This window comes from Candidatus Kurthia intestinigallinarum, assembly GCF_003991225.1.
Classification (GTDB): Bacteria; Bacillota; Bacilli; order Bacillales_A; family Planococcaceae; genus Kurthia; species Kurthia populi.
This window is the reverse complement of sequence record NZ_JTFC01000031.1, coordinates 282,110-303,306: the sequence shown is the minus strand read 5'-3', so window position 1 is coordinate 303,306 and position 21,197 is coordinate 282,110. Positions and strand designations below refer to the sequence as shown.

At 40.9% G+C, this 21,197-nt stretch carries 18 protein-coding genes; 15 read left to right on the top strand and 3 right to left on the bottom strand.

Going from position 1 to position 21,197, the window contains the following annotated elements:
• Nucleotides 1–247 precede the first annotated feature (247 nt).
• Nucleotides 248–2,008, top strand: a complete 1,761-nt coding sequence (locus QI30_RS10120; RefSeq protein WP_126990725.1) for a 2-oxoacid:acceptor oxidoreductase subunit alpha — start codon at nucleotides 248–250, stop codon at nucleotides 2,006–2,008.
• A complete protein-coding gene (locus QI30_RS10115; protein ID WP_020189516.1) occupies nucleotides 1,995–2,861 on the top strand; it encodes a 2-oxoacid:ferredoxin oxidoreductase subunit beta in 867 nt (288 codons plus the stop codon). Before QI30_RS10120 ends, QI30_RS10115 begins: the two co-directional genes overlap by 14 nt.
• A 148-nt stretch (nucleotides 2,862–3,009) precedes the next feature.
• Here the strand turns inward: QI30_RS10115 and QI30_RS10110 are convergent, their stop codons facing one another.
• Entirely contained in the window at nucleotides 3,010–3,813 is an 804-nt protein-coding gene (locus tag QI30_RS10110; RefSeq protein ID WP_126990724.1) for a LysR family transcriptional regulator, read from the bottom strand.
• A 110-nt stretch (nucleotides 3,814–3,923) separates the two neighbouring features.
• On the opposite strand from QI30_RS10110, the gene QI30_RS10105 reads away from it, so the two are divergent.
• The 6 genes from QI30_RS10105 (at nucleotide 3,924) to QI30_RS10080 (ending at nucleotide 11,677) form a co-directional block, all read left to right on the top strand.
• The gene (locus QI30_RS10105; RefSeq protein WP_126990723.1) at nucleotides 3,924–4,865 is read left to right on the top strand and encodes a TDT family transporter; all 942 of its coding nucleotides are present in this window, start codon (nucleotides 3,924–3,926) and stop codon (nucleotides 4,863–4,865) included.
• Nucleotides 4,866–4,968: 103 nt separating this feature from the next.
• Nucleotides 4,969–6,321 (top strand): AMP-binding protein, encoded by a 1,353-nt coding sequence (locus QI30_RS10100; protein ID WP_126990722.1) that lies wholly within the window; start codon nucleotides 4,969–4,971, stop codon nucleotides 6,319–6,321.
• Between the two features lie 63 nt (nucleotides 6,322–6,384).
• Nucleotides 6,385–7,905, top strand: coding sequence for a tRNA (N6-isopentenyl adenosine(37)-C2)-methylthiotransferase MiaB (gene miaB / locus QI30_RS10095; protein ID WP_126990721.1), 1,521 nt, complete (start codon nucleotides 6,385–6,387; stop codon nucleotides 7,903–7,905).
• Nucleotides 7,905–8,255, top strand: coding sequence for a RicAFT regulatory complex protein RicA family protein (locus QI30_RS10090; RefSeq protein WP_126990720.1), 351 nt, complete (start codon nucleotides 7,905–7,907; stop codon nucleotides 8,253–8,255). The genes miaB and QI30_RS10090 overlap by 1 nt, the downstream gene beginning before the upstream one ends.
• 251 nt (nucleotides 8,256–8,506) lie before the next feature.
• A complete protein-coding gene (locus tag QI30_RS10085; protein WP_126990719.1) occupies nucleotides 8,507–10,654 on the top strand; it encodes an RNA ligase in 2,148 nt (715 codons plus the stop codon).
• Between the two features lie 243 nt (nucleotides 10,655–10,897).
• The gene (locus QI30_RS10080) at nucleotides 10,898–11,677 is read left to right on the top strand and encodes an alpha/beta fold hydrolase (protein ID WP_126990718.1); all 780 of its coding nucleotides are present in this window, start codon (nucleotides 10,898–10,900) and stop codon (nucleotides 11,675–11,677) included.
• Between the two features lie 53 nt (nucleotides 11,678–11,730).
• Here QI30_RS10080 and QI30_RS10075 read toward each other — a convergent pair whose 3' ends face one another.
• Nucleotides 11,731–12,123: a DUF423 domain-containing protein gene (locus QI30_RS10075; RefSeq protein ID WP_233600569.1), complete on the bottom strand. Its 393-nt coding sequence runs from the start codon at nucleotides 12,121–12,123 to the stop codon at nucleotides 11,731–11,733.
• Nucleotides 12,124–12,217: 94 nt separating this feature from the next.
• On the opposite strand from QI30_RS10075, the gene mutS reads away from it, so the two are divergent.
• The 7 genes from mutS to QI30_RS10040 all read left to right on the top strand — a co-directional run bounded on the left by mutS (nucleotide 12,218) and on the right by QI30_RS10040 (nucleotide 20,967).
• Nucleotides 12,218–14,866: a DNA mismatch repair protein MutS gene (gene mutS / locus QI30_RS10070; RefSeq protein WP_233600568.1), complete on the top strand. Its 2,649-nt coding sequence runs from the start codon at nucleotides 12,218–12,220 to the stop codon at nucleotides 14,864–14,866.
• 21 nt (nucleotides 14,867–14,887) lie between these two features.
• On the top strand, nucleotides 14,888–16,804 hold the full coding sequence (mutL, locus tag QI30_RS10065; protein ID WP_126990716.1) for a DNA mismatch repair endonuclease MutL: 1,917 nt from the start codon (nucleotides 14,888–14,890) through the stop codon (nucleotides 16,802–16,804).
• 20 nt (nucleotides 16,805–16,824) lie between these two features.
• The gene (locus tag QI30_RS10060; protein WP_126990715.1) at nucleotides 16,825–18,477 is read left to right on the top strand and encodes a glycerol-3-phosphate dehydrogenase/oxidase; all 1,653 of its coding nucleotides are present in this window, start codon (nucleotides 16,825–16,827) and stop codon (nucleotides 18,475–18,477) included.
• A complete protein-coding gene (locus QI30_RS10055; protein ID WP_158621027.1) occupies nucleotides 18,470–19,408 on the top strand; it encodes an alpha/beta fold hydrolase in 939 nt (312 codons plus the stop codon). Before QI30_RS10060 ends, QI30_RS10055 begins: the two co-directional genes overlap by 8 nt.
• Nucleotides 19,392–20,303, top strand: coding sequence for a tRNA (adenosine(37)-N6)-dimethylallyltransferase MiaA (gene miaA, locus QI30_RS10050; protein ID WP_126990713.1), 912 nt, complete (start codon nucleotides 19,392–19,394; stop codon nucleotides 20,301–20,303). Before QI30_RS10055 ends, miaA begins: the two co-directional genes overlap by 17 nt.
• A 59-nt stretch (nucleotides 20,304–20,362) precedes the next feature.
• Nucleotides 20,363–20,584, top strand: a complete 222-nt coding sequence (gene hfq / locus QI30_RS10045; RefSeq protein ID WP_020189530.1) for an RNA chaperone Hfq — start codon at nucleotides 20,363–20,365, stop codon at nucleotides 20,582–20,584.
• A 77-nt stretch (nucleotides 20,585–20,661) separates the two neighbouring features.
• A complete protein-coding gene (locus QI30_RS10040; RefSeq protein WP_020189531.1) occupies nucleotides 20,662–20,967 on the top strand; it encodes a rhodanese-like domain-containing protein in 306 nt (101 codons plus the stop codon).
• 114 nt (nucleotides 20,968–21,081) lie between these two features.
• Here QI30_RS10040 and QI30_RS21235 read toward each other — a convergent pair whose 3' ends face one another.
• A complete protein-coding gene (locus QI30_RS21235) occupies nucleotides 21,082–21,186 on the bottom strand; it encodes an IS3 family transposase (RefSeq protein ID WP_126990505.1) in 105 nt (34 codons plus the stop codon).
• Nucleotides 21,187–21,197 lie beyond the last annotated feature (11 nt).

Here is a 21,197-nt window from a genome sequence, read left to right as displayed (position 1 = left end):
TGTAATATTTATTGTTGTTCTTCTATTCGTATAGTAGTATGATTCCCTTTTTTTGAAATTTAAACACATAAAAAGAATGAAAAACAAGAAAATTAAGTTTATTTATGTAAAACAAACTTAATTTTTCCGTCAAAGGTCTGAAATTCTCTCTTTTCATGGATTTCCAATAGTTTCTGTCGTTTCTTCGTGATAAACTTATGAAGGATAAAAATATATAAAATACCCTGTTTTAAGGAGATGTTTAAACATGTTACATCAACTTTCGTGGAAAGTCGGTGGGCAGCAAGGTGAAGGGATCGAATCAACTGGTGAGATTTTCTCAACAGCGATGAACCGTCTAGGCTACCACCTATACGGCTATCGTCATTTCTCTTCTCGTATTAAAGGTGGCCATACGAATAATAAAATTAACGTACGTACAACAACGGTGCATACGATTCCAGATGATAACGATATTCTTGTTGCATTTGACCAAGAAACAATCGATGTAAACTATAAAGAGCTACATGCAGATGGTGTTATTTTAGCGGATGCAAAATTTAAGCCAGTAAAACCTGAAGATTGTGAGGCAACAATGTATATCGTGCCGTTCACAGCGACTGCAAAAGAGCTAGGAACAACATTAATGAAAAACATGGTAGCGATTGGTGCTACAGCGGCATTAATGAATTTAGAAGATACCGTATTCCAAAGTGTCGTCGACGAAATCTTTGGCCGTAAAGGGGAAGAAGTCGTAGCGAAAAACATGGAGGCTATCGCACAAGGGCATCAATTAATGCATGATTTATTAGTTGAAGCAGGGAATACAGAAGGTCAATTTGAATTAGAACCAGGCGATGGTCAACACCGTCTATTTATGATTGGGAATGAAGCAATGGCATTAGGTGCATTAGCTGCAGGTTCTCGCGTGATGAGTGCGTACCCAATTACGCCAGCTTCTGAAATTATGGAATATTTAACAAAAAAACTACCAACAGTCGGTGGTCTTGTTGTCCAAACAGAAGATGAAATCGCAGCTGTCACAATGGCAATTGGCGCTTCTTATGGTGGTGCACGTGCATTCACTGCATCAGCAGGTCCTGGTCTATCACTAATGATGGAAGGTTTAGGTCTTGCCGGTATGACAGAAACTCCACTTGTTGTCGTTGATACACAACGTGGTGGTCCATCAACAGGTCTCCCAACGAAACAAGAACAATCCGATTTATTTGCAATGCTTTACGGTACACATGGTGAAATTCCCAAAGTGATTATCGCACCGTCAACAGGTGAGGAAGCATTTTACGATATGATTCAAGCATTCAATATTGCGGATCAATTACAATTACCAGTAATCGTTCTTTCGGATTTACAGCTATCACTTGGTAAGCAAACAGTGGAACCATTTGATTATAGTAAAGTATCGATTAAACGCGGTAAATTGGAATTAGGTGATTTACCGGAAATGGAAGACAAAGCCTACTTCAAACGCTATGAAGTGACAGAGGACGGTGTATCGACACGTGTCGTACCTGGTCAAAAATATGGTATTCACCATGTGACGGGTGTTGAGCACTCTGAAATCGGTACACCATCTGAAGCACCGGCAAATCGCCAAGCGCAAATGGATAAACGTTTCCGTAAATTAGAGTATGTTGATTTTGAGACACCTGTTTACACAGATGCGCCACATGACGAAGCAGACGTATTAATCGTTGGTTTCGGTTCTACACGCGGTGCTATCGAAGAAATTCGTCCTGTGTTAGATGAACAAGGCATCAAAGCCAATCATGCTCATATTCGCTTGATTCACCCATTCCCAGCAAAAGAATTGCTACCATTAATGGAAAAAGCGAAAAAAATCATTGTTGTTGAAAATAATGCGACTGGTCAGCTTGCAAGCATCATTAAGTTAAACGTCGGTCATCATGATAAAATCATCAACTTAACAAAATACGATGGTACACCATTCTTACCAAACGAATTGTTAGGTCGTGTAAAGGAGTTGCTACCAGATGGTAACATTTAAAGATTTTCGTAATACAATCAAACCGAACTGGTGTCCAGGATGCGGTGACTTCTCTGTACAAGCATCGATTCAACGTGCTGCCGCAAACCTAGAAATCGAACCACATGAATTAGCGGTCGTGTCAGGTATCGGTTGTTCAGGTCGTTTATCAGGTTATATTAATGCATATGGCTTACATGGTATCCACGGTCGTGCGCTACCAATCGCACAAGGTCTAAAACTGGCAAACCGTGACTTAAACGTTATCGCAACAGGCGGTGACGGTGATGGATTTGCTATCGGTATGGGTCACACTGTACACTCAATCCGTCGTAATATTGATGTCACGTACATTGTAATGGATAACCAAATTTATGGCTTAACAAAAGGACAAACATCTCCACGTTCTGCTGCTGGTTTTATCACGAAATCAACACCAGGTGGCGCGATTGAGCCATCACTAAAACCGCTTGAAGTAGCCTTATCATCAGGTGCAACATTTGTGGCACAAGGCTTCTCAACAGATTTAAAAGAATTAACAGCGATGATTGAAGAAGGGATGAAACATAAAGGCTTCTCATTCATTAATGTATTCTCACCATGTGTGACATATAATAAAGTAAACACATATGATTGGTTTAAAGAACATTTAACAAAATTAAGTGATATTGAAGATTATGATTCTTCAAACCGTGAGCAAGCAATGCAAACGGTTATGAAGCATGAAGGTCTTGTAACAGGTATCATTTATCAAGATACTGAAACAGCTTCTTACCAAGAAAAAGTAAAAGGCTATTCAGAAAATGCATTAACTTATGAAAATCTTGAATTAGGCGAAGAAAAATTAGACGAGTTAATGAAAGAATTTATGTAATCATAATAAAAAAGAGACTGAGACAAAATACGTCATTTTCCTTTTTTAGCGTTCGCAACGAAAAACCGGAACCGCGCCACCGCGCGATTCCGGTTTTTCTTATGCTCCTAGGAGCGGTTGTTTTTTCATGTATATCCCTCTCTCTTTTTTATGTTTGGAAATGCTTTGCAATCATCGCTGAAACAGCTTGTAAATCATTTTGATCGTCGCGATTAATAAGGAAAAGTTGTCGATGATAATGCGTGGACAGTTGCTGAAAGGGAATGTTTTCTGGCAAGCTAATGCGTGACAAAATGGTTTTACCAAAGCCTTGTTGCAGTAGTGCGGTAATGATTTCATTACTATTTGTATCGATAATTTGTGCATGAATATTTTGTTCGGAAATATAGAGTTCATTAAAAAAGCGAACACCTGATTGTTTTTCACGCATCAGCCAGTAGGGACTTTCTAGATTGCCAGCGAGTACGAGCTCATCTGTACCAAGTATAGTCTTTTGAAGCGGATGCGTATCGAGTGGCTTTTCGATTAGGCCAATATCTAGTCGATGCTGTGCCACGCCTTCGGCTACTTTCGCGGAATTGGATAAGGACAAAATGAAATCAATATGTGGAAAAGCGGCGACAAGCTGTGGGAAGATTTGCGGGAAGTAATGGACCGCAATCGTATTCGAACAGCCAATATGGCAACGTATACGCTTTTTACCATGCAGTTGTGTCAACGTCTGTTCGTAGTCATCAATGGTACGTAACGCATATTGATAAAAGGTATGGGCGGCCTCAGTTGGTACGAGGCTTTTGGGACCTTTACGAATGAAGAATGTTGTATTTAATTGTTGCTCAAGTTGTTTGATCTTTGTTGAAATCGTTGGTTGTGAAATGAACAATAGTGCGGAGGCTTTTGTAAAATTTCGTTGTTCATATACTTTTACGAATACATGAAGTTGTTCAAGCATGGAATCACATCCTAATTATTTGATTTACCAATAATTATAATTTTAATTATGTATTTTTAAAATAGTAAAGTTCTTAGTATACTGAAAGCATCAAGGAGACGTGATGAACAATGAAACAACTTATTCGTGCGATACCGATTCCAATTAGCGGTGTTATGCTTGCATTATTCTCGCTCGCTAAATTAGTAAAAACATTCGAGCTAACATGGTTTGCCAATGGCCTTATTTTTATGGGTGCTGTCTTTTTAAGCGGACTATTATTAAAGATTGTATTAGCACCAGAACGCGTTTTAAAAGAAATGAAAAACCCTTTAATTGCTGCAGTGTCACCGACATTCACAATGGCGTTAATGGTGTTAAGTAGTTTGTATATGGATACAATGGTTGTATGGGAAAATATTTGGTGGTTTGCCCTTGTGCTGCATTTTGTATTGATGTTGTATTTTACGTATCGCTTCGTATTACGTACGGCGTTGACACTTTCTCATATTTATCCGAGCTGGTTTATTATGTATATCGGTATGGGCATTATGCCACTAACGGCTGGTGGACGTGCGCCAGCATTAATGGATATCGTTTTTTATAGCTGTATTACGTTTGTGATTATTCTTGTACCGCTCATGCTCGTACGTATTTTCGTGATGCGTAATTTAGAGGTGCCGACCTTGCCGTTAATTACGATTTTATGTGCACCTGTATCTCTGACATTAGCAGGCTACTTAGCACATGTTGAAGCGGCTTCAACGACGATGGTGTTAACACTAGTTATCATTGCACAGCTATTATATGTGCTTGTGCTAACACAGCTTCCTCAATTATTACGCCTACCATTTTTTCCGAGTTATGCGGCGTTTACATTCCCACTGGTCATTTGTGCGACAGCACTGACAAATGCCGTGCATTATTTAGGCTATACAGGTCCTATCGTAACAACTGTGATTGTTGTTGAAATAACGTTTGCAACGGTCATGGTGCTCTATGTAACGGCGCGCTACATTGTCTTTTTATGGCGTGAGATGGCAAGTGCTAGAAAAGTAGCGGTCAATGAATAGGCATGTAAAAAGAGAAATCTTCGTGATTTCTCTTTTTTTATAGGAAAATCAAAATTTTTCCATTAAAATAAAAGCAAAGGAATTGTGATAAGGGGGAAGAACGATGTTTTTTGACATTCAACCATCGGAAAAAATTGCTGTTCAAAAAGCGACAGCGGCGTACACGTATGAGCAACTAGCTGAGGATGTCGCACAAATTGTCGCGATGTTAGAGACGCCAAAGAAAGTAGTTGTCGGCATTGTTTGCCGCAATGATTATAAAACGATTGTCCATTATGTAGCGGCACTTCAAGCGGGTCATGCAGTGATGCTCATAAATGATGACTTAGCGGTAGCCATGCTTGAAAATATCGTGACGCATTATGAGCCGGCTTTTTTACTCGGTGCAACGACGCATGATGCCTACGAAGAGATTACCGAGCAGTTTTTCAAAAAACGTCAACAACCAACCTATTCGGTTCATAAAGATTTAGCGCTACTATTAAGTACATCGGGTACGACGGGAAGCCCAAAATACGTGCGCCTCTCGTATAAAAATATACAAGCAAATACCGAGTCGATTGTCGACTATTTAGAACTAGACGAGCACGAGCGTCCCGTCATTAATTTACCGTTATCATATTCGTACGGCATTTCGATTGTGAATAGTCATTTACAAGTAGGGGCGACGTTATTATTGACGTCTAAAAGCGTGAAACTACCGTCGTTTTGGTATTTTGTGAATGAATTTAAAGGGACGTCGATTGCAGGTGTGCCGTTTACGTATCAATTATTAAATCGTTTAGGCTTTGTTGATATGGAGTTGCCGTCATTAAAAACATTGACGCAAGCGGGTGGCCACTTAGATGTGTATTTAGTCGATAAATTTAATCAATACGCGATTGCAACGAATCGCAAGTTTTATGTCATGTATGGACAAACGGAAGCGGCACCACGCATTGCGTACGTCCCGTATGAGCGCCTTGCGGATAAATTAGGCTCAATTGGTATCCCAGTGCCCGGCGGCCGCTTTGAGCTAGCGGATACGGGTGAATTATATTATTACGGCGATAATGTCATGATGGGCTATGCAACAGAGGCGAGAGATCTTGCAAACGGCGATGAATATGACGGCTGTTTACCGACTGGCGATTTAGCAACAATTGATGAGGAAGGCTATGCGACCTTAATTGGGCGCATGAAAAGTTTTATTAAAATTAAAGGGCTACGCATTAATTTACATGATGTTGAAAAGACGGTCGCGAAGAAATTTGGTGTAACGGTCGCCTGTGTAGGTAATGACCAACAACTTGTCGCGGTAATTGAACACGGCGATGCATCACGTGTGAAGCGCTTTTTATGCCAGCTCTATAACTTGCATGCCAACTCTGTACAGGTCGAAAGCGTCGAAGAGCTACCGCATTTGCATACCGGTAAAGTTGATTATAAAAGTATGAAGCAGTTGTACTTGCCGTAAATCATTTCCAAACCTCGCTGAATTCCGTATAATAAGAGGGATGATTTTGAGGGGGATAAAATAATGAACGAAGAACAACGTAACATGAACGAGCAGGCGAAGCCGTTCAAACCACTACAACCGACAAAGGACTATAGTGCCTATTTTCAAGCACCTTCACTAAAAGATGCGAAAAAGCGTGGTAAAGAAGAGGTTGCGTATGAGCAATTTTCAATTAATGCGCAATTTAAAGGCATGGGCAATGGCCGTAAATTTATGATTCAAACTTTTGGCTGTCAAATGAATGTCCATGATACTGAAGTGATGGCAGGAATTTTTGAAAGTCTAGGATACGAAGCAACAGAGGATGTTAACGAGGCTAATGTGATTTTACTGAATACATGTGCGATTCGTGAAAATGCGGAAAATCGTGTGTTTGGTGAGCTGGGTCATTTAAAACCATTAAAAACGAAAAATCCTGATTTATTACTTGGCGTTTGTGGCTGTATGTCACAGGAGGAAGCGGTCGTTAATAAAATCTTAAAAACATATGATCAGGTCGATATTATTTTCGGTACCCATAATATTCATAAGCTACCAGAAATCTTAAATGAAGCGTATATGTCAAAAGAAATGGTCATCGATGTATGGTCAAAAGAGGGCGATGTCATCGAAAACATGCCAAAAGTGCGTAATGGTGGTACAAAGGCATGGGTAAACATTATGTACGGCTGTGATAAGTTCTGTACGTACTGCATCGTACCGTATACACGCGGGAAAGAGCGTAGTCGTTTACCGCAAGATATTATTCAGGAAGTACGCGAGTTAGCCGCACAGGGCTATCAAGAAATTACGTTGCTTGGTCAAAACGTCAATGCGTATGGTAAGGATTTAGAAGGTTTTGAATATGGCTTAGGCCATTTAATGGATGAGCTTCGTACCATTAATGTACCACGTATTCGTTTTACGACAAGTCATCCACGTGATTTTGATGATTACTTGATTGATGTGTTAGCGAAAAAAGGTAATTTAGTCGAGCATATTCATTTACCTGTACAATCTGGCTCAACAAGTATGCTAAAAATCATGGCGCGTAAGTATACACGCGAGCGTTATTTAGAATTAGTTGCTAAAATTAAGAAGGCGATTCCGGATGTTGCGTTAACGACGGATATTATCGTTGGCTTCCCGAATGAAACAGAAGAGCAATTTGAAGAAACGTTATCACTCTATCGTGAGGTGGGCTTTGAAATGGCCTTCACCTATATTTATTCTCCGCGTGAGGGCACACCTGCTGCAAAAATGTCAGATAATGTACCGATGGACGTAAAAAAAGAGCGTTTACAGCGTTTAAATGCGGTCGTTGGAGAATATAGCGAAAAGGCGTTAAAACCTTATGTGGGCCAAGTTGTTGAAGTGTTAGTAGACGGCGAAAGTAAACGAAATAAAGATGTCTTAGCGGGCTATACGCGTCGCAATAAATTAGTCAACTTCCGCGCACCAAAAGAAGTGATTGGCAAGCGTGTACTTGTACGTGTGACAGACGCAAAAATGTATTCATTAAATGGTGAGTTCGTAGAGGTTGTGGAAAAGGTGGAGGTTTAATGCCTGAACGTTTTTCAAACGAGGACATTAAGCGCAAGGCACAGCAAATTGCTGCTCAAATCGAACAGAGCGAAGAAGTAGCATTTTTCAAACGTGCAGAAGCGCAGTTAAATAATAATAAAAAAGTGCAAAAAAAAATTGCGGAAATTAAGCTGCTGCAGAAGCAAGCGGTCAATTTACAACATTACGGCAAATATGCTGCACAGCATGAGGTTGAAGCGAAAATTGATGCACTTCAGCAAGAGATTGATGATATGCCAATTGTAGACCAGTTTAAGGGCGTTCATAAAGATGTGAACGAATTACTACAGCTTGTCGCGAAGACGATGGCAGATCATCTAGAAAAATAGCAACAACGAGGCTTTGACATACGTGTAGAAATCACCTCTCATAGGAGCATCAGAAAAACCGGAATCGCGCGGTGGCGCGGTTCCGGTTTTTCGTTGCGAACGCTAAAAAAGGAACATGACGTGTTTTGTCCCAGTCTCTTTTTTATGGCGATTTTATTATTTTTGTATTTTTTTGATATTTTGGTGTATCATAGGAAGTTAATCAATACATAAGTGATTACGTTGGAACAGCAAATAAAGGAGGACGTAGCATGCAGCAATTAGTATTACTGCGCGGAGCAATGGGCGCAGGAAAAGACACATTTATTACCGAGCAAGGTCTAGAACCATATACATTATCATCAGATACGATTCGATTAATGTTTGAAGGGCCCTTAATGAATGACGCAGGAGAATTAACGATTAGTCAAAAAAATGACCACCGTGTGTGGAATTTATTATTCGATTTATTAGAAACGCGTATGAAGCGAGGCGAGTTTGTTGTCGTCAATGCGACGCATGCCAATAGTAAGACGCTAGCACGCTACAAAAAATTAGCACAGCATTATCGCTACCGTACATACGCTGTCGATTTTTCAGATGTGCCACTTGACGTAGTATTAAAGCAAAATAAAATGCGTGCGACGTATAAGCATGTGCCGGATGCTGCCGTTATGACTGTTTATGATCAAATCCAAACGACACCATTGCCGAACTGGATTACAACACTGAAGCCACATGAATTTCGTGAGGCCATTACCTATTCGCCAACTGACTATAATAAGTGGCAAAAAATTCATCATATTGGGGATATTCATGGCTGTTATACGGCGCTTCAGCAGTATTTAAACAGCGAGCTACACGATGATGAGTTGTATATTTTTGTTGGGGATTATTTAGACCGTGGCCTTGAAAACGTGGAGGTGCTTCAGTTTTTATTAACAGTGTACGAGCAGCCGAATGTCGTCCTACTACGCGGTAACCATGAGAAGAGTTTAGAGGCATGGGCGAATGATGAGGAAATCCGTGGGGGCAATTTTGGACCGACGAAGGAGCAACTAGAAGCGGCAAATATATCGAAAAAAGACGTGCGCCAGCTTTGTCGTCGTCTGCGTCAGGTCGTATATTATACGTATGATAATCAGGAGGTGCTTGTTACCCATGCAGGCATACCGAAAATGCCAGAGGATTTACATTTGATGCCGACACGTCAATTTGTATACGGTGTTGGTTCTTATAGCTTAGATGTAGACCATTTATGGGAGCAGCATGAAACGACGTATCAGGTGCATGGTCATCGTAATTTATATCATTTACCAGTACAGGCAACATCGCATACATTTAATTTAGAAGGCCAGGTAGAAAAGGGACAGTATCTTCGTGCAATGACGTTATCTAAAGACGGTTTTGAGACATTTGAAATAAAAAATGATGTGTATGAGCTGTCGCAAGACAATACGGTGACCACGATTCAAGAGGATGTACCAGAGGATGAATTTATTGCGTATTTACGTGCACATGAGCTTGTGCAAGAAAAACCGATGGACGGTCATATTTCTTCATTTAACTTTACGAGACGGGCATTTACAGAGCGTGCGTGGGATGCGCTTAATGTCAAAGCACGTGGGTTATTTATTAATACGAAGAACGAAAAAATTGTCGCACGTTCCTACAATAAATTTTTCAATATTGGCGAGCGAGAAGACACGAAAATGGATACACTAGCTGAAAATTTAACATTCCCGGTTGTCGCTTACTCAAAAGAGAATGGCTTCCTAGGCACTGTTGGCTATGACGAGATGAGTGATGCGCTCATTTATACGTCGAAATCACGAATCGATGGTATGCATTCCGAATGGGTGAAGGAATTATTTGAAAAACAAGTCCAGCCGCAACAACGCGAAGCGGTAAAACGCTTTTTGCGTGATGAAAATGTAGCGCTCGTATTTGAGGTCATTAAAATTCAAGAAGATCCACATATTATTGACTACGATACAGACCGCCTCATTTTATTAGATATCGTGCGCCGCAGTGTCGCCTATGAAAAGCTACCATATGATGAGGTTGTACGCTTTGCGGAAACCTTTGCGCTACCAGTGAAGCAGGTGATGGCTGAATTTGCGGATTGGTTAAGCTTCTATGAATGGTATTTACGTGTGACAAATGATCTAACGCTTGAAATGGAAGGTTATGTTTTAGAAGATGCGACGGGCTTTATGACAAAATTAAAGTTGCCGTTTTACACAGTGTGGAAAGAGCTACGTACGGTGAAGGAAGTTATTGAGCGCAAGCAAGAGGTGAAACGAAACCGATTAACGAAACCACTTCATGTCGCCGTTTATACGTGGATGAAAGCACAGGAGCAAGACGTATTAAAAGAAATGTCGATTTTAGATGTGCGTAAACGATACAAAAAATAACCAATTTTATAAGGTAATTTCAAAATTATGTATTTTCCATGAAAATTTCAACATATGAAAGTAGATGTTTTTTAAGAAAATTAGAAGAAATCCTGCTCGAACTCCCTATTAGACGATGAATTTTGTTATATTATAGTATGGTTGCGTTATGCAATTTAGAATACAAATTTACCCGAGTTAGTTTTCATCAAAATTAAAGTAGGGAATACACAAGCATATAGGAAGTTTGAAGGGAGCTATGCTATGTTACACTATACACGACAAGGAACAGGCGCACCGCTTGTTCTAATCCATGGATTTTTAGGAAGCACAGCCATTTTTGACCGCGTGATTGGACCACTTTCACAAAGTTTTGATGTGATTGCTGTGGATCTACCGGGACATGGTGAAAGCGTAATGGAAAAAGAAGCGTACACAGTATACGATTATGCACAAGAAATCGTAAACGTGTTAAAAGAAGAAGGTATCGAGGAAGCAACTTGGGTGGGCCACTCACTAGGTGGGTATATCACACTTGCAGCACTTGAAAAACAATTAATGCCAATTACAAAAGCGGTATTAGCTTATTCTTCACCAGCTGCTGACAGCGAACTTACAAAATCAAAACGTAATGACCAACAAGCCATCATCACTAAACAAGGTGTTGAGCACTATGTTGATTACACAATTACGAAATTCTTCAAAAAAGATGCAAAACCTACTGATGTCGAGTTTGCTAAAAAAATCGCAAATGGTGCTACAAAAGAAGGTTTAGTTGCAGCGCTTGAAGCAATGAAACAACGTCCAAACCAACAACAATTACTAGATACAACGGAAACACCAATCCTTGTAATCGAAGGTAAAGAGGACACAATCGTAGAGCCTGTTGAAACAGACAACTTATACGTAGAAATGATGTTAACAAACACAGGTCACTTAGGTATGCTAGAAGAACCTAGAGGCTTTGTAAACTTAATTGCAGATTTTGAAGAACAATATGCGGACACAGATGTAGAAGCAGAATCAGACGTAGAAGCTGAATAATCTTTTACTGCAATAAAAAAGAGGCAAGGGATACGTCCCTCGCCTCTTTTTTATTATGCTACGCCAATTGCGACGCAAAGCCAAGCGGCAATCAAGCATAGACCGCCAAGTGGTGTAATTGCACCAAGTTTTTTAATTCCTGTGAGTGCGAGTACATATAAGCTACCTGAGAATAAAATAATCCCGATGACCATTAGCCAGCTTGCTGTTGAAAAAATCGACTGCGTACCAAGTAATGTATCGAATTGTAGAATGCCGATAAGAATAAGACCAAGTGCATGATACATTTGATATTTAACAGCCGTCTCCCACGTTTCCCCGTAATTTGTTCCTTCAAATCGAGTCTTTAACGCGTGTGCACCAAATGCACCAATAACAACTGCTAACATGGCAATAACTGAACCTGTTACAAGCATTTTCTTCACTCCCTCTTCAAATTCCATCATAACACGTATTCCTTTTTTCACCTGCTAATTTTGATATAATAAAAGAACAATGAAAGTAGAAGCGAGGTTTTAACTGATTATGGGATATACACCTATGATGCAACAATACATTAATATAAAAAAAGATTATAAAGACGCGTTTGTTTTTTTCCGTTTAGGCGATTTCTATGAGTTGTTTTTTGATGATGCGACAAAAGCATCGCAGTTGCTTGAAATTACATTAACGGGGAAAGATGCTGGGGCACCAGAGCGCATTCCAATGTGTGGAGTCCCACATCACTCGGCACAGGGCTATATTGAGGCGCTTGTGCAAAAAGGCTATAAAGTAGCCATTTGTGAGCAAACGGAAGACCCACGCCAAGCGAAAGGTGTCGTGCGACGCGAAGTGGTACAAGTCGTGACACCAGGGACGTTAATGGAAGGCAAGGGCATGGATGGTAAAACGAATTTATTCATTGCGGCGGCTGAAAAAATTGGCGCACGTTATAGCTTTTGCTATTTAGATATTTCTACAGGTGAAGCAACAGCAACCTATGTTGACGGTGCAAATGATGACCTGATGCAGCAACTACAGTCACTTGGCATTCGTGAGCTCGTGGTGTCCGATGCTTTTTTCGATGAGTTAAAGGAACTCGCAGATGTTTATTCGATTGTGCTATCAATTGAAGAGGATGCAATGAGTGCAGAAAACGGGGCAATGTATACGACTGCATCACCTGATGATCTTCATGCGACGATTTACAAGCTATTACGTTATATTGAGCGTACACAAATGCGCTCGCTCGCACATATTCAACCGTTTAATTATCAAGAAGTCGAGCAATACTTAAATATTGATACGCATTCAAAACGTAATCTAGAGTTAATCCACTCATTACGTGGTGGTGACCAAAAGGGTACGCTGTTATGGCTACTAGATGAAACGGTCACAGCAATGGGTGGTCGTAAATTAAAACAATGGCTCCATCAACCACTAGCCAATCAGCAGGCGATTGAAAAACGTCTTGGCGTTGTGACAGCATTACTTGAAGAATATTTTTTACGTATGGAATTACAAGAGTTATTTACAAATGTTTATGATTTAGAGCGTCTTGTAGGGCGTGTAGCTTTTGGTAGTGTAGGTGGTCGTGATTTAGCTCAGCTACGTGATTCACTACGTCAGCTACCGGCGATTCAAAAGCAATTACTAGAATCTGGACGCGATAATTTAGTAGCTCTTGGCCAGGCACTGGATTTATGTGAGGATATTGAGCGTTATCTTGCAACAGCGATTACAGACAATCCACCGATTTCAATTAAAGAAGGCGATGTTATTCGCGAAGGCTATAATACACGTCTTGATGAGCTACGTGATGCCTCACGTAATGGTAAGGACTGGATTGCGCAATTAGAGAAAAAAGAACGTGAGCGTACGGGCATTAAAAACTTAAAAATTGGCTATAACCGCGTATTTGGCTACTATATTGAAATTACGAAATCAAATATTCATTTAGCGGATTTATCTCGTTATGAGCGCAAGCAAACGTTAACGAATTCAGAGCGTTATATTTCAGAGGAATTAAAAGAAAAAGAAGCGCTTATTTTAAATGCAGAGGAAGAAAGTGCTGTTTTAGAATATAAATTATTTACAGAAATCCGTGAGACGATGAAGCAATACATTGGTCGTCTGCAAAAAATTGCGGCACAAATTAGTGAGCTAGATGTGTATGCAGCGTTTGCGACGATATCGGAAAAATATCGTTTTGTGAAGCCGGTATTTCATGCAGACCGCGCACTAAAAATCATCAACGGGCGTCACCCGGTTGTTGAAAAAATGTTGAATAAATCAACGTATGTACCAAATGACTGTGTGCTCAATGAAGCGGAAAATATGATGCTAATTACAGGTCCGAATATGTCGGGTAAATCAACGTATATGCGTCAAGTAGCACTTATTACGGTCATGGCACAAATGGGCTGCTATGTACCAGCGGATGAGGCAGTCTTACCGATTACCGACCAGATTTTCACGCGGATTGGCGCAGCTGATGACTTAGCAGGTGGTCAATCGACATTTATGGTGGAAATGCTTGAATCCCAACATGCCATCATGAATGCTACGTCTCGTAGTTTATTATTATTTGATGAAATTGGTCGTGGGACGTCAACGTATGATGGCATGAGCTTAGCACAGGCCATGATGGAATATATTCATGACCATATTGGCGCAAATACATTATTCTCAACGCACTATCACGAACTAACGTCGCTAGAAGAGCAGCTGTCGCATTTACGTAATGTACATGTTTCTGCAACAGAGCAGGATGGTCGTGTTGTATTCTTGCATAAAGTAAAAGAAGGGCCAGCTGATAAGTCATATGGGATTCATGTGGCACAGCTTGCCGATTTACCAACGGAAATTATCGAACGTGCGCATGTGTTACTTGAACAATTCGAGTCGCAAAATGAGGGTGAGGTAAAAATCGTTGAAAAACGCATTGAAGTACCAGTGGAACGCATTGTTGAAAAGCGTGTCGAAGTACCGGTTGAACGTATCGTTGAGGTGCCAGTCGAGCGTGTTGTCGAAGTGGCGAGCGCAACGGCCGTAGCAGAACCTTCTGCACAGCTGTCGCTATTTGAAGAACAGACACAAGAGGAGCAGGATGTACTAACGGAATTACGAGGCATAAACATCTCTGGAACGACACCGATGGATGCCTTGCAAATGGTTTACCGTTTACAGCAACAATTGCTAAAAAAATAACGTAAAGGAAGTGCATTCGATATGGGCAAGATTCATATTATGGATGAATTTCTATCGAATAAAATTGCGGCAGGGGAAGTTGTCGAACGCCCAGCCTCTGTTGTGAAAGAATTAGTAGAAAATGCAATTGATGCAGGCAGTACATCGATTGAAGTGTTACTTGAGGAAGCGGGCTTGATGTCGATTCAAGTCATTGATAACGGAAGTGGCATGGATGAGGAGGATGCTTTAGTATCCTTCCAGCGTCATGCGACAAGTAAAATCAATAATGAACATGACCTTTTCCGTATTCGTACACTCGGGTTCCGTGGTGAAGCGCTGGCGTCAATTGCATCGGTATCAAAAGTAACGCTCGCTACATCTAATGGCGATAGTGGCATTGAAGTTGTATTAGAGGGTGGTCATGTCGTGAATAAGCGACCAGGACCACTGCGTAAAGGAACCGATATTACGGTGGCGCAGTTATTTTACAATACACCTGCGCGCTTAAAATATATGAAGACGATCCAAACGGAGCTTGGGCATACAATTGATTTAATGAACCGCCTGGCGCTGTGCTACCCGCAAATTGCTTTTAAGCTCGTACATCACGACCACGAACTATTAAAAACAAATGGTCGTGGCGATTTACGCCAAGTACTAGCAGCGATTTATGGTTTGGCGAATGCAAAAAAAATGGTCCATTTTGAAGGCGAGACCGCCGATTATAAAGTGACCGGCTATGCGACAATTCCAGAAATTACGCGCGCCTCTAAAAACTATGTATCGATTTTTGTGAATGGACGCTGGGTGCGTCATTATACAGTGCAAAAGGCGATTATTGACGCGTATCATACGTATTTACCGATTGGCCGTTTTCCAATTGCGGTGCTGCATATTGAGGGCGATCCTTTTTTAACAGATGTTAACGTCCATCCATCGAAGCAGCAAATACGTCTGAGTAAGGAAGGCGATTTAATGAAACTTATTGAAACGTCTCTTCACAAGGCAGTTCGTGCATCGATGCAAGCACCTGAAATTATGAAGAAACCGAAAAAGCAAGCGGCCCAAACAGAGCAAATTAATTTTTGGAAAGGCTTGGATTATCAAAAAACGGCTGTTGAGCAATTTGGCGATAAGCCACGTCCAAAAGAATTACCGCACAAGAACGTGGCAGAAACGATATTAGAAGCGCCGCAAAATCCGCGTTATGAATTAAATGAACCTGCTGAGAAAGGTTTTAGCGAACCTGAAACATGGGAACAGATAAGAGAACGTGAAAATCACAATATGCCTGCCGAACAAGTGGAGCAGCTAGAGGAAAATACCGACTGGCCTGAACAGGAATTTTCGGAAGCATCACCGATTAAAGAGCCGTTCCCGATGGTAGAAATTGTCGGGCAAATTCATGGCACATATATTATTGCGCAAAGTGAAGATGGCTTTTACTTAATTGACCAACATGCCGCACAAGAACGTATTAAATATGAGTTTTTCAAGGATATGGTTGGTGAAGTGAACGCGGGTGAACGCCAGGCGCTATTATTACCGCTGACGTTCCATTACTCAGCTGATGAATCATTAAAATTAGTTGAGCATATGGATGAATTGACCGAAGTAGGTGTATTTTTAGAAGAGTTTGGGCAGCATTCATTTATCGTCAGAGAGCATCCTGTATGGTTCCCAAAAGGAATGGAGCAGGAAATTATTGAAGAGCTTATCGAACAAGTGCTGACTGTGCGAAAAACCGATATTAAAAAACTTCGCGAAGCAGCAGCGATTATGATGAGCTGTAAAAAGTCGATTAAAGCGAATCACTACTTAGATAAACAGCAAATGGAACGTTTATTAGTCGATTTGAAAAAATGTGTGAATCCATTTACATGTCCACATGGTCGTCCGGTAGTCGTGCATTTTAGAACGTATGAAATTGAAAAAATGTTTAAACGTGTTATGTAAATTTGAAGGGAGAGAATTTCATGTTTTCAGCTAAAAAGCGTCAAGAAACGATTGAAACACTCGAAAAATATTCATTTGACTTACTCGTTATTGGTGGTGGAATTACAGGTGCAGGAATTGCATTAGATGCCGTATCACGCGGCTTTTCAGTAGCGCTTGTGGAAATGCAGGATTTTGCGGCAGGGACATCAAGCCGCTCAACAAAGCTTGTCCACGGCGGACTACGTTATTTAAAACAATTACAAATTGATGTTGTCGCAGAAACAGGGCGTGAACGCGCGATTGTGTATGAAAATGGGCCACATATTACGACACCACTTGGTATGCTGCTACCTTTTTATAAAGGGGGCACATTTGGTCCGTTGTCTACATCGATTGGGTTAAAAGTGTATGATACATTAGCGCAAGTGAAAAAAGAAGAACGCCGCGTCATGTTGTCACCGGATGAAACATTAACGAAAGAGCCTCTTTTGAAAACAGATGGTCTACAAGGTGGCGGTCTGTACGTGGAATACCGTACGGATGATGCACGCTTGACGATTGAAGTAATGAAAAAAGCGGTAGAGCTCGGAGCGATTTGCTTAAACTATGCAAAAATGGAAGAGTTCACGTATAAAAATGGGCGTGTAGCTGGTGCGAAAGTGAAAGATGAAGTGTCAGGACGTACAATTGATATTGAAGCATTGTCGGTTATTAATGCAACGGGTCCATGGACAGATAAAGTTCGTGAAAAAGACGTCGTATCAAATAATAAAAAGCTTCGTATGACCAAAGGAGTTCATATTGTCATTGATCAATCCGTATTCCCACTCCATCAATCGGTATATTTTGATACACCAGATGGCCGTATGGTATTTGCGATTCCACGTGAGGGCAAGGCGTATATTGGGACAACGGATACATTTTATGATGAGGATCCGAAAAAGCCTGTAGCTGAGCAAGAGGACATTACGTATATTTTAGATACGATTCATTATATGTTCCCGGATGTCCATGTGACACAAAAAGACGTGGAATCTTGCTGGGCAGGGGTACGTCCATTAATTTATGAAGATGGTAAGGACCCTTCTGAAATTTCACGTAAAGATGAAATTTGGGAGGCGCCAACGGGTCTACTAACGATTGCGGGTGGTAAACTGACGGGCTATCGTCATATGGCAAAGGACATTGTTGACCGTTTAGCGAAGCGTAAGCAGTTTAAGCATTATGCAGCGTGTCAAACGCAGCATTTACCATTAGCAGGTGCAGAGGGCTTAACGCCAGAAACGTTTGAATCATTTGTTGCAAAACGAACAGCAGATGGAGAGGGATTAGGTCTTGAAACGAAGCAGGCGCGCCATTTAGTCGAAAAATATGGTGCGAATGTTAGTAAGCTATTTAAAATTATCGCTGCAATGCCGGAGGATACGTTTGGATTGCCAGCAGATATTTATGCAGAGGTCGTGTATGCAGTGGAGCATGAATTTGCGTATCGCCCGTCTGATGTACTTGTACGTCGTACAGGTCGTATGTTCTTCAATATTGATAGCGTGCACAACTACAAAGACGGTGTCCAACAATTGATGGCCGATTTACTACATTATAGTGAAGCGGAAAAAGAGCGTTATCGTTTAGAAGTAGAAGAGTTACTGCATGATGCCGCACATTTTGCAAAGGATGGCACGTATGCGTAAAGAAGAATTTATTTTGACAACACCGGATGGCTATCAATTAGCAACCGCTGTATATATGCCCGAGGGTGAGCAAAAGGGCTATCTGCATATTTTGCATGGGATGTCAGAGTATCATGGACGTTATGATGATTTTGCGCGTTATATTGCTTCAAATGGCTATGTCGTGGGCTTGCATTCACACCGAGGACATGGGAAAAATGCAGAACTCAATCATACACCACTCGGTTATTATGGCCCGACAGATGGCTTTAATAAAGTAGTCGAAGACGTGCATTTCGTCATGATGACGTTGCGTACACGCTACGATTTGCCGAAGCCGATATTATTAGGGCATAGTATGGGCTCGATTGTGACACGCCGTTTTATTGAACTGTATAGTGATACGATTCAAAAGGTAATCATTATGGGGACGCTTGTGCATTCACCAATTCATCAAGTAGCTGCGCAACTGGCGAAACGTTTAGCGAAGCGAGACGGAGAAGCGACCGAGGCTAAGCTAATTGACCGATTAGGCGGCTCAAGTAATAATCGTAAAATAAAAAATGCCGAAACACCCAAGGACTGGTTGTCAACGGATCGAGCGCAAGTCGCGGCCTATTTAAAGGATCCGTATTGCAACTATACGTCAACAAATCAGTTTTATGCGGATTTTATGGAAGGCTTTGAAGTGGCATCTCGTCCAACAGAAGTCGCGAAAATTCGTAAGGACTTGCCTATGCTCCTCATTAGCGGGAGTGATGATCCGATTGGTGGTTATGGCAAAGGCGTTTGGAAAGTGGCGCGTCAATATTATGATGCGGGCATTTCAAAGCTAAGCGTGCATCTTTTTGATGGTATGCGACATGAAATTTTAAACGAAACAAATAATCAACTAATCTATCAAACGATTTTGAAATGGCTGGAGAAAAAGATTTATGAACAACAACTATGATGTGATTGCGATTGTCGGACCAACGGCAGTCGGCAAAACTGCACTAAGCATCGAGCTTGCGAAAAAGCTCGATGGAGAAATTATTAATGGCGATTCGATGCAAGTATACCGCGATTTAAATATCGGTACCGCAAAAATTACGCCAGAGGAAATGGACGGCGTGCCGCATCATTTACTCGATATTTTAGAGCCGACAGATAGTTTTTCTGTTGCAGATTATCAACAGGCTGTACGTGAAAAAATTACAGAAATTCAAGCGCGCGGTAAAATGCCAATTATCGTTGGTGGTACAGGCTTATATGTGCAAGCAGTGCTATATGATTTTCGTTTTACGGAAGAAAAGATCGATGAAGGCGTACGTGAGGCGTATTACACAGCGCTTGAACAACTAGGACCTGAGGCAATGCATGCGCGCCTTGCTGCAGTAGATCCTGAGACAGCGAAAACGATTCATCCGAATAATACACGTCGTGTCATTCGTGCGCTAGAAATGGCTGAGCATAGCGATGTCAAAAAATCGAATGACGCACAGCATCAAGGGGAAAAGGCATTATATCATCATTTAATTATCGGCCTTAATATGGACCGTGAAAAATTGTATGAGCGTATTAACTTACGTGTAGATATGATGCTAGAGCAAGGGCTTGTCGATGAGGTGCGTGGCTTATATGACCGCGATATTCGCGATGTACAGGCAATTCGCGCGATTGGTTATAAGGAACTGTATGACTATTTTGATGGCCGCGAAACATTTGAGCAGGCGATTGAAAACTTAAAACAAAACTCTCGTCGTTATGCTAAACGACAATTGACCTACTTCCGCAATAAAATGGATATTACGTGGTATGATTCTTTTTCTGCAAAAGAAGCGGTTTTTAAGGATATTTTCCAATAAATAGGGGTATACCTATTGTGTAGAATAGATTAATTGGAAGATGAGGGGGATGTCAGTTCATGAAGCCAGCGAATTTACAAGACACATATTTAAATCAGCTGCGTAAAAATGGGGTATTCGTTACCGTATTTTTATTAAATGGATTCCAACTGAAAGGTACAATTCGTTCATACGATAACTTTACTGTACTTTTAGAAGCAGAGGGAAAACAAAATTTAATTTATAAGCATGCGATTTCAACATTCGCACCAGCGAAGTCTGTTGAGTTAACGGAAGAATAAAATTAAGCCGATTACCTTGCGGGGTATCGGCTTTTTTTGTATAGTTAAGACGAATCCATTAAAGGGGGATATTAACAATGGCATTAAAAAACATTACAGCCAATGAAGTATTAGACAAATTCGATGCAAATGAAGCATTAAATGTAATCGATGTACGTGAAGATGATGAAGTAGCAAATGGTGTAATCCCAGGTGCAATTCACATTCCACTAGGTCAAATTGCAGATCGTCAAGGCGAATTAAATAAAGAAACACCATACATTATCGTATGTCATGCAGGTGGTCGTAGCTTTACAGCAGCGTCTTACTTAGATAGCGAAGGCTTTGATGTGACAAACATGGAAGGCGGCATGAGCGCTTGGGAAGGCGAATTAGAATTCTAATTTGCCTTTAGGGCATGTAGAAGGAATGGTTAATCGCGTTGATTCATGAAAGTGAGACAAAGAAAAGGCCAATATTCTTCAATGGAATTTGATGGACGCTTTCCTGGGGGCCCCTTAGGAGTCGCCGTCAAATTCTTGTTTAACCATCTTTTTTCGGTATTCAACTGGAGAAAGGTGGTTTAACTTTGCCAAAATTCGCGTATGATTATCGTAGTTGATGTATTGTTAAC

What these genes read in the sequence shown, in the direction of transcription:
- mutS (WP_233600568.1), top strand. Translation starts at nt 12,218, where the DNA reads ATGATGCAACAATACATTAATATAAAAAAAGATTATAAAGACGCGTTT.
- QI30_RS10120 (WP_126990725.1), top strand. Translation starts at nt 248, where the DNA reads ATGTTACATCAACTTTCGTGGAAAGTCGGTGGGCAGCAAGGTGAAGGG.
- QI30_RS10060 (WP_126990715.1), top strand. Translation starts at nt 16,825, where the DNA reads ATGTTTTCAGCTAAAAAGCGTCAAGAAACGATTGAAACACTCGAAAAA.
- QI30_RS10110 (WP_126990724.1), bottom strand. Translation starts at nt 3,813, where the DNA reads ATGCTTGAACAACTTCATGTATTCGTAAAAGTATATGAACAACGAAAT.
- mutL (WP_126990716.1), top strand. Translation starts at nt 14,888, where the DNA reads ATGGGCAAGATTCATATTATGGATGAATTTCTATCGAATAAAATTGCG.
- QI30_RS10075 (WP_233600569.1), bottom strand. Translation starts at nt 12,123, where the DNA reads ATGATGGAATTTGAAGAGGGAGTGAAGAAAATGCTTGTAACAGGTTCA.
- QI30_RS10080 (WP_126990718.1), top strand. Translation starts at nt 10,898, where the DNA reads ATGTTACACTATACACGACAAGGAACAGGCGCACCGCTTGTTCTAATC.
- QI30_RS10055 (WP_158621027.1), top strand. Translation starts at nt 18,470, where the DNA reads ATGCGTAAAGAAGAATTTATTTTGACAACACCGGATGGCTATCAATTA.
- QI30_RS10085 (WP_126990719.1), top strand. Translation starts at nt 8,507, where the DNA reads ATGCAGCAATTAGTATTACTGCGCGGAGCAATGGGCGCAGGAAAAGAC.
- QI30_RS10105 (WP_126990723.1), top strand. Translation starts at nt 3,924, where the DNA reads ATGAAACAACTTATTCGTGCGATACCGATTCCAATTAGCGGTGTTATG.
- hfq (WP_020189530.1), top strand. Translation starts at nt 20,363, where the DNA reads ATGAAGCCAGCGAATTTACAAGACACATATTTAAATCAGCTGCGTAAA.
- QI30_RS10040 (WP_020189531.1), top strand. Translation starts at nt 20,662, where the DNA reads ATGGCATTAAAAAACATTACAGCCAATGAAGTATTAGACAAATTCGAT.
- QI30_RS10090 (WP_126990720.1), top strand. Translation starts at nt 7,905, where the DNA reads ATGCCTGAACGTTTTTCAAACGAGGACATTAAGCGCAAGGCACAGCAA.
- miaB (WP_126990721.1), top strand. Translation starts at nt 6,385, where the DNA reads ATGAACGAAGAACAACGTAACATGAACGAGCAGGCGAAGCCGTTCAAA.
- QI30_RS10115 (WP_020189516.1), top strand. Translation starts at nt 1,995, where the DNA reads ATGGTAACATTTAAAGATTTTCGTAATACAATCAAACCGAACTGGTGT.
- miaA (WP_126990713.1), top strand. Translation starts at nt 19,392, where the DNA reads ATGAACAACAACTATGATGTGATTGCGATTGTCGGACCAACGGCAGTC.
- QI30_RS10100 (WP_126990722.1), top strand. Translation starts at nt 4,969, where the DNA reads ATGTTTTTTGACATTCAACCATCGGAAAAAATTGCTGTTCAAAAAGCG.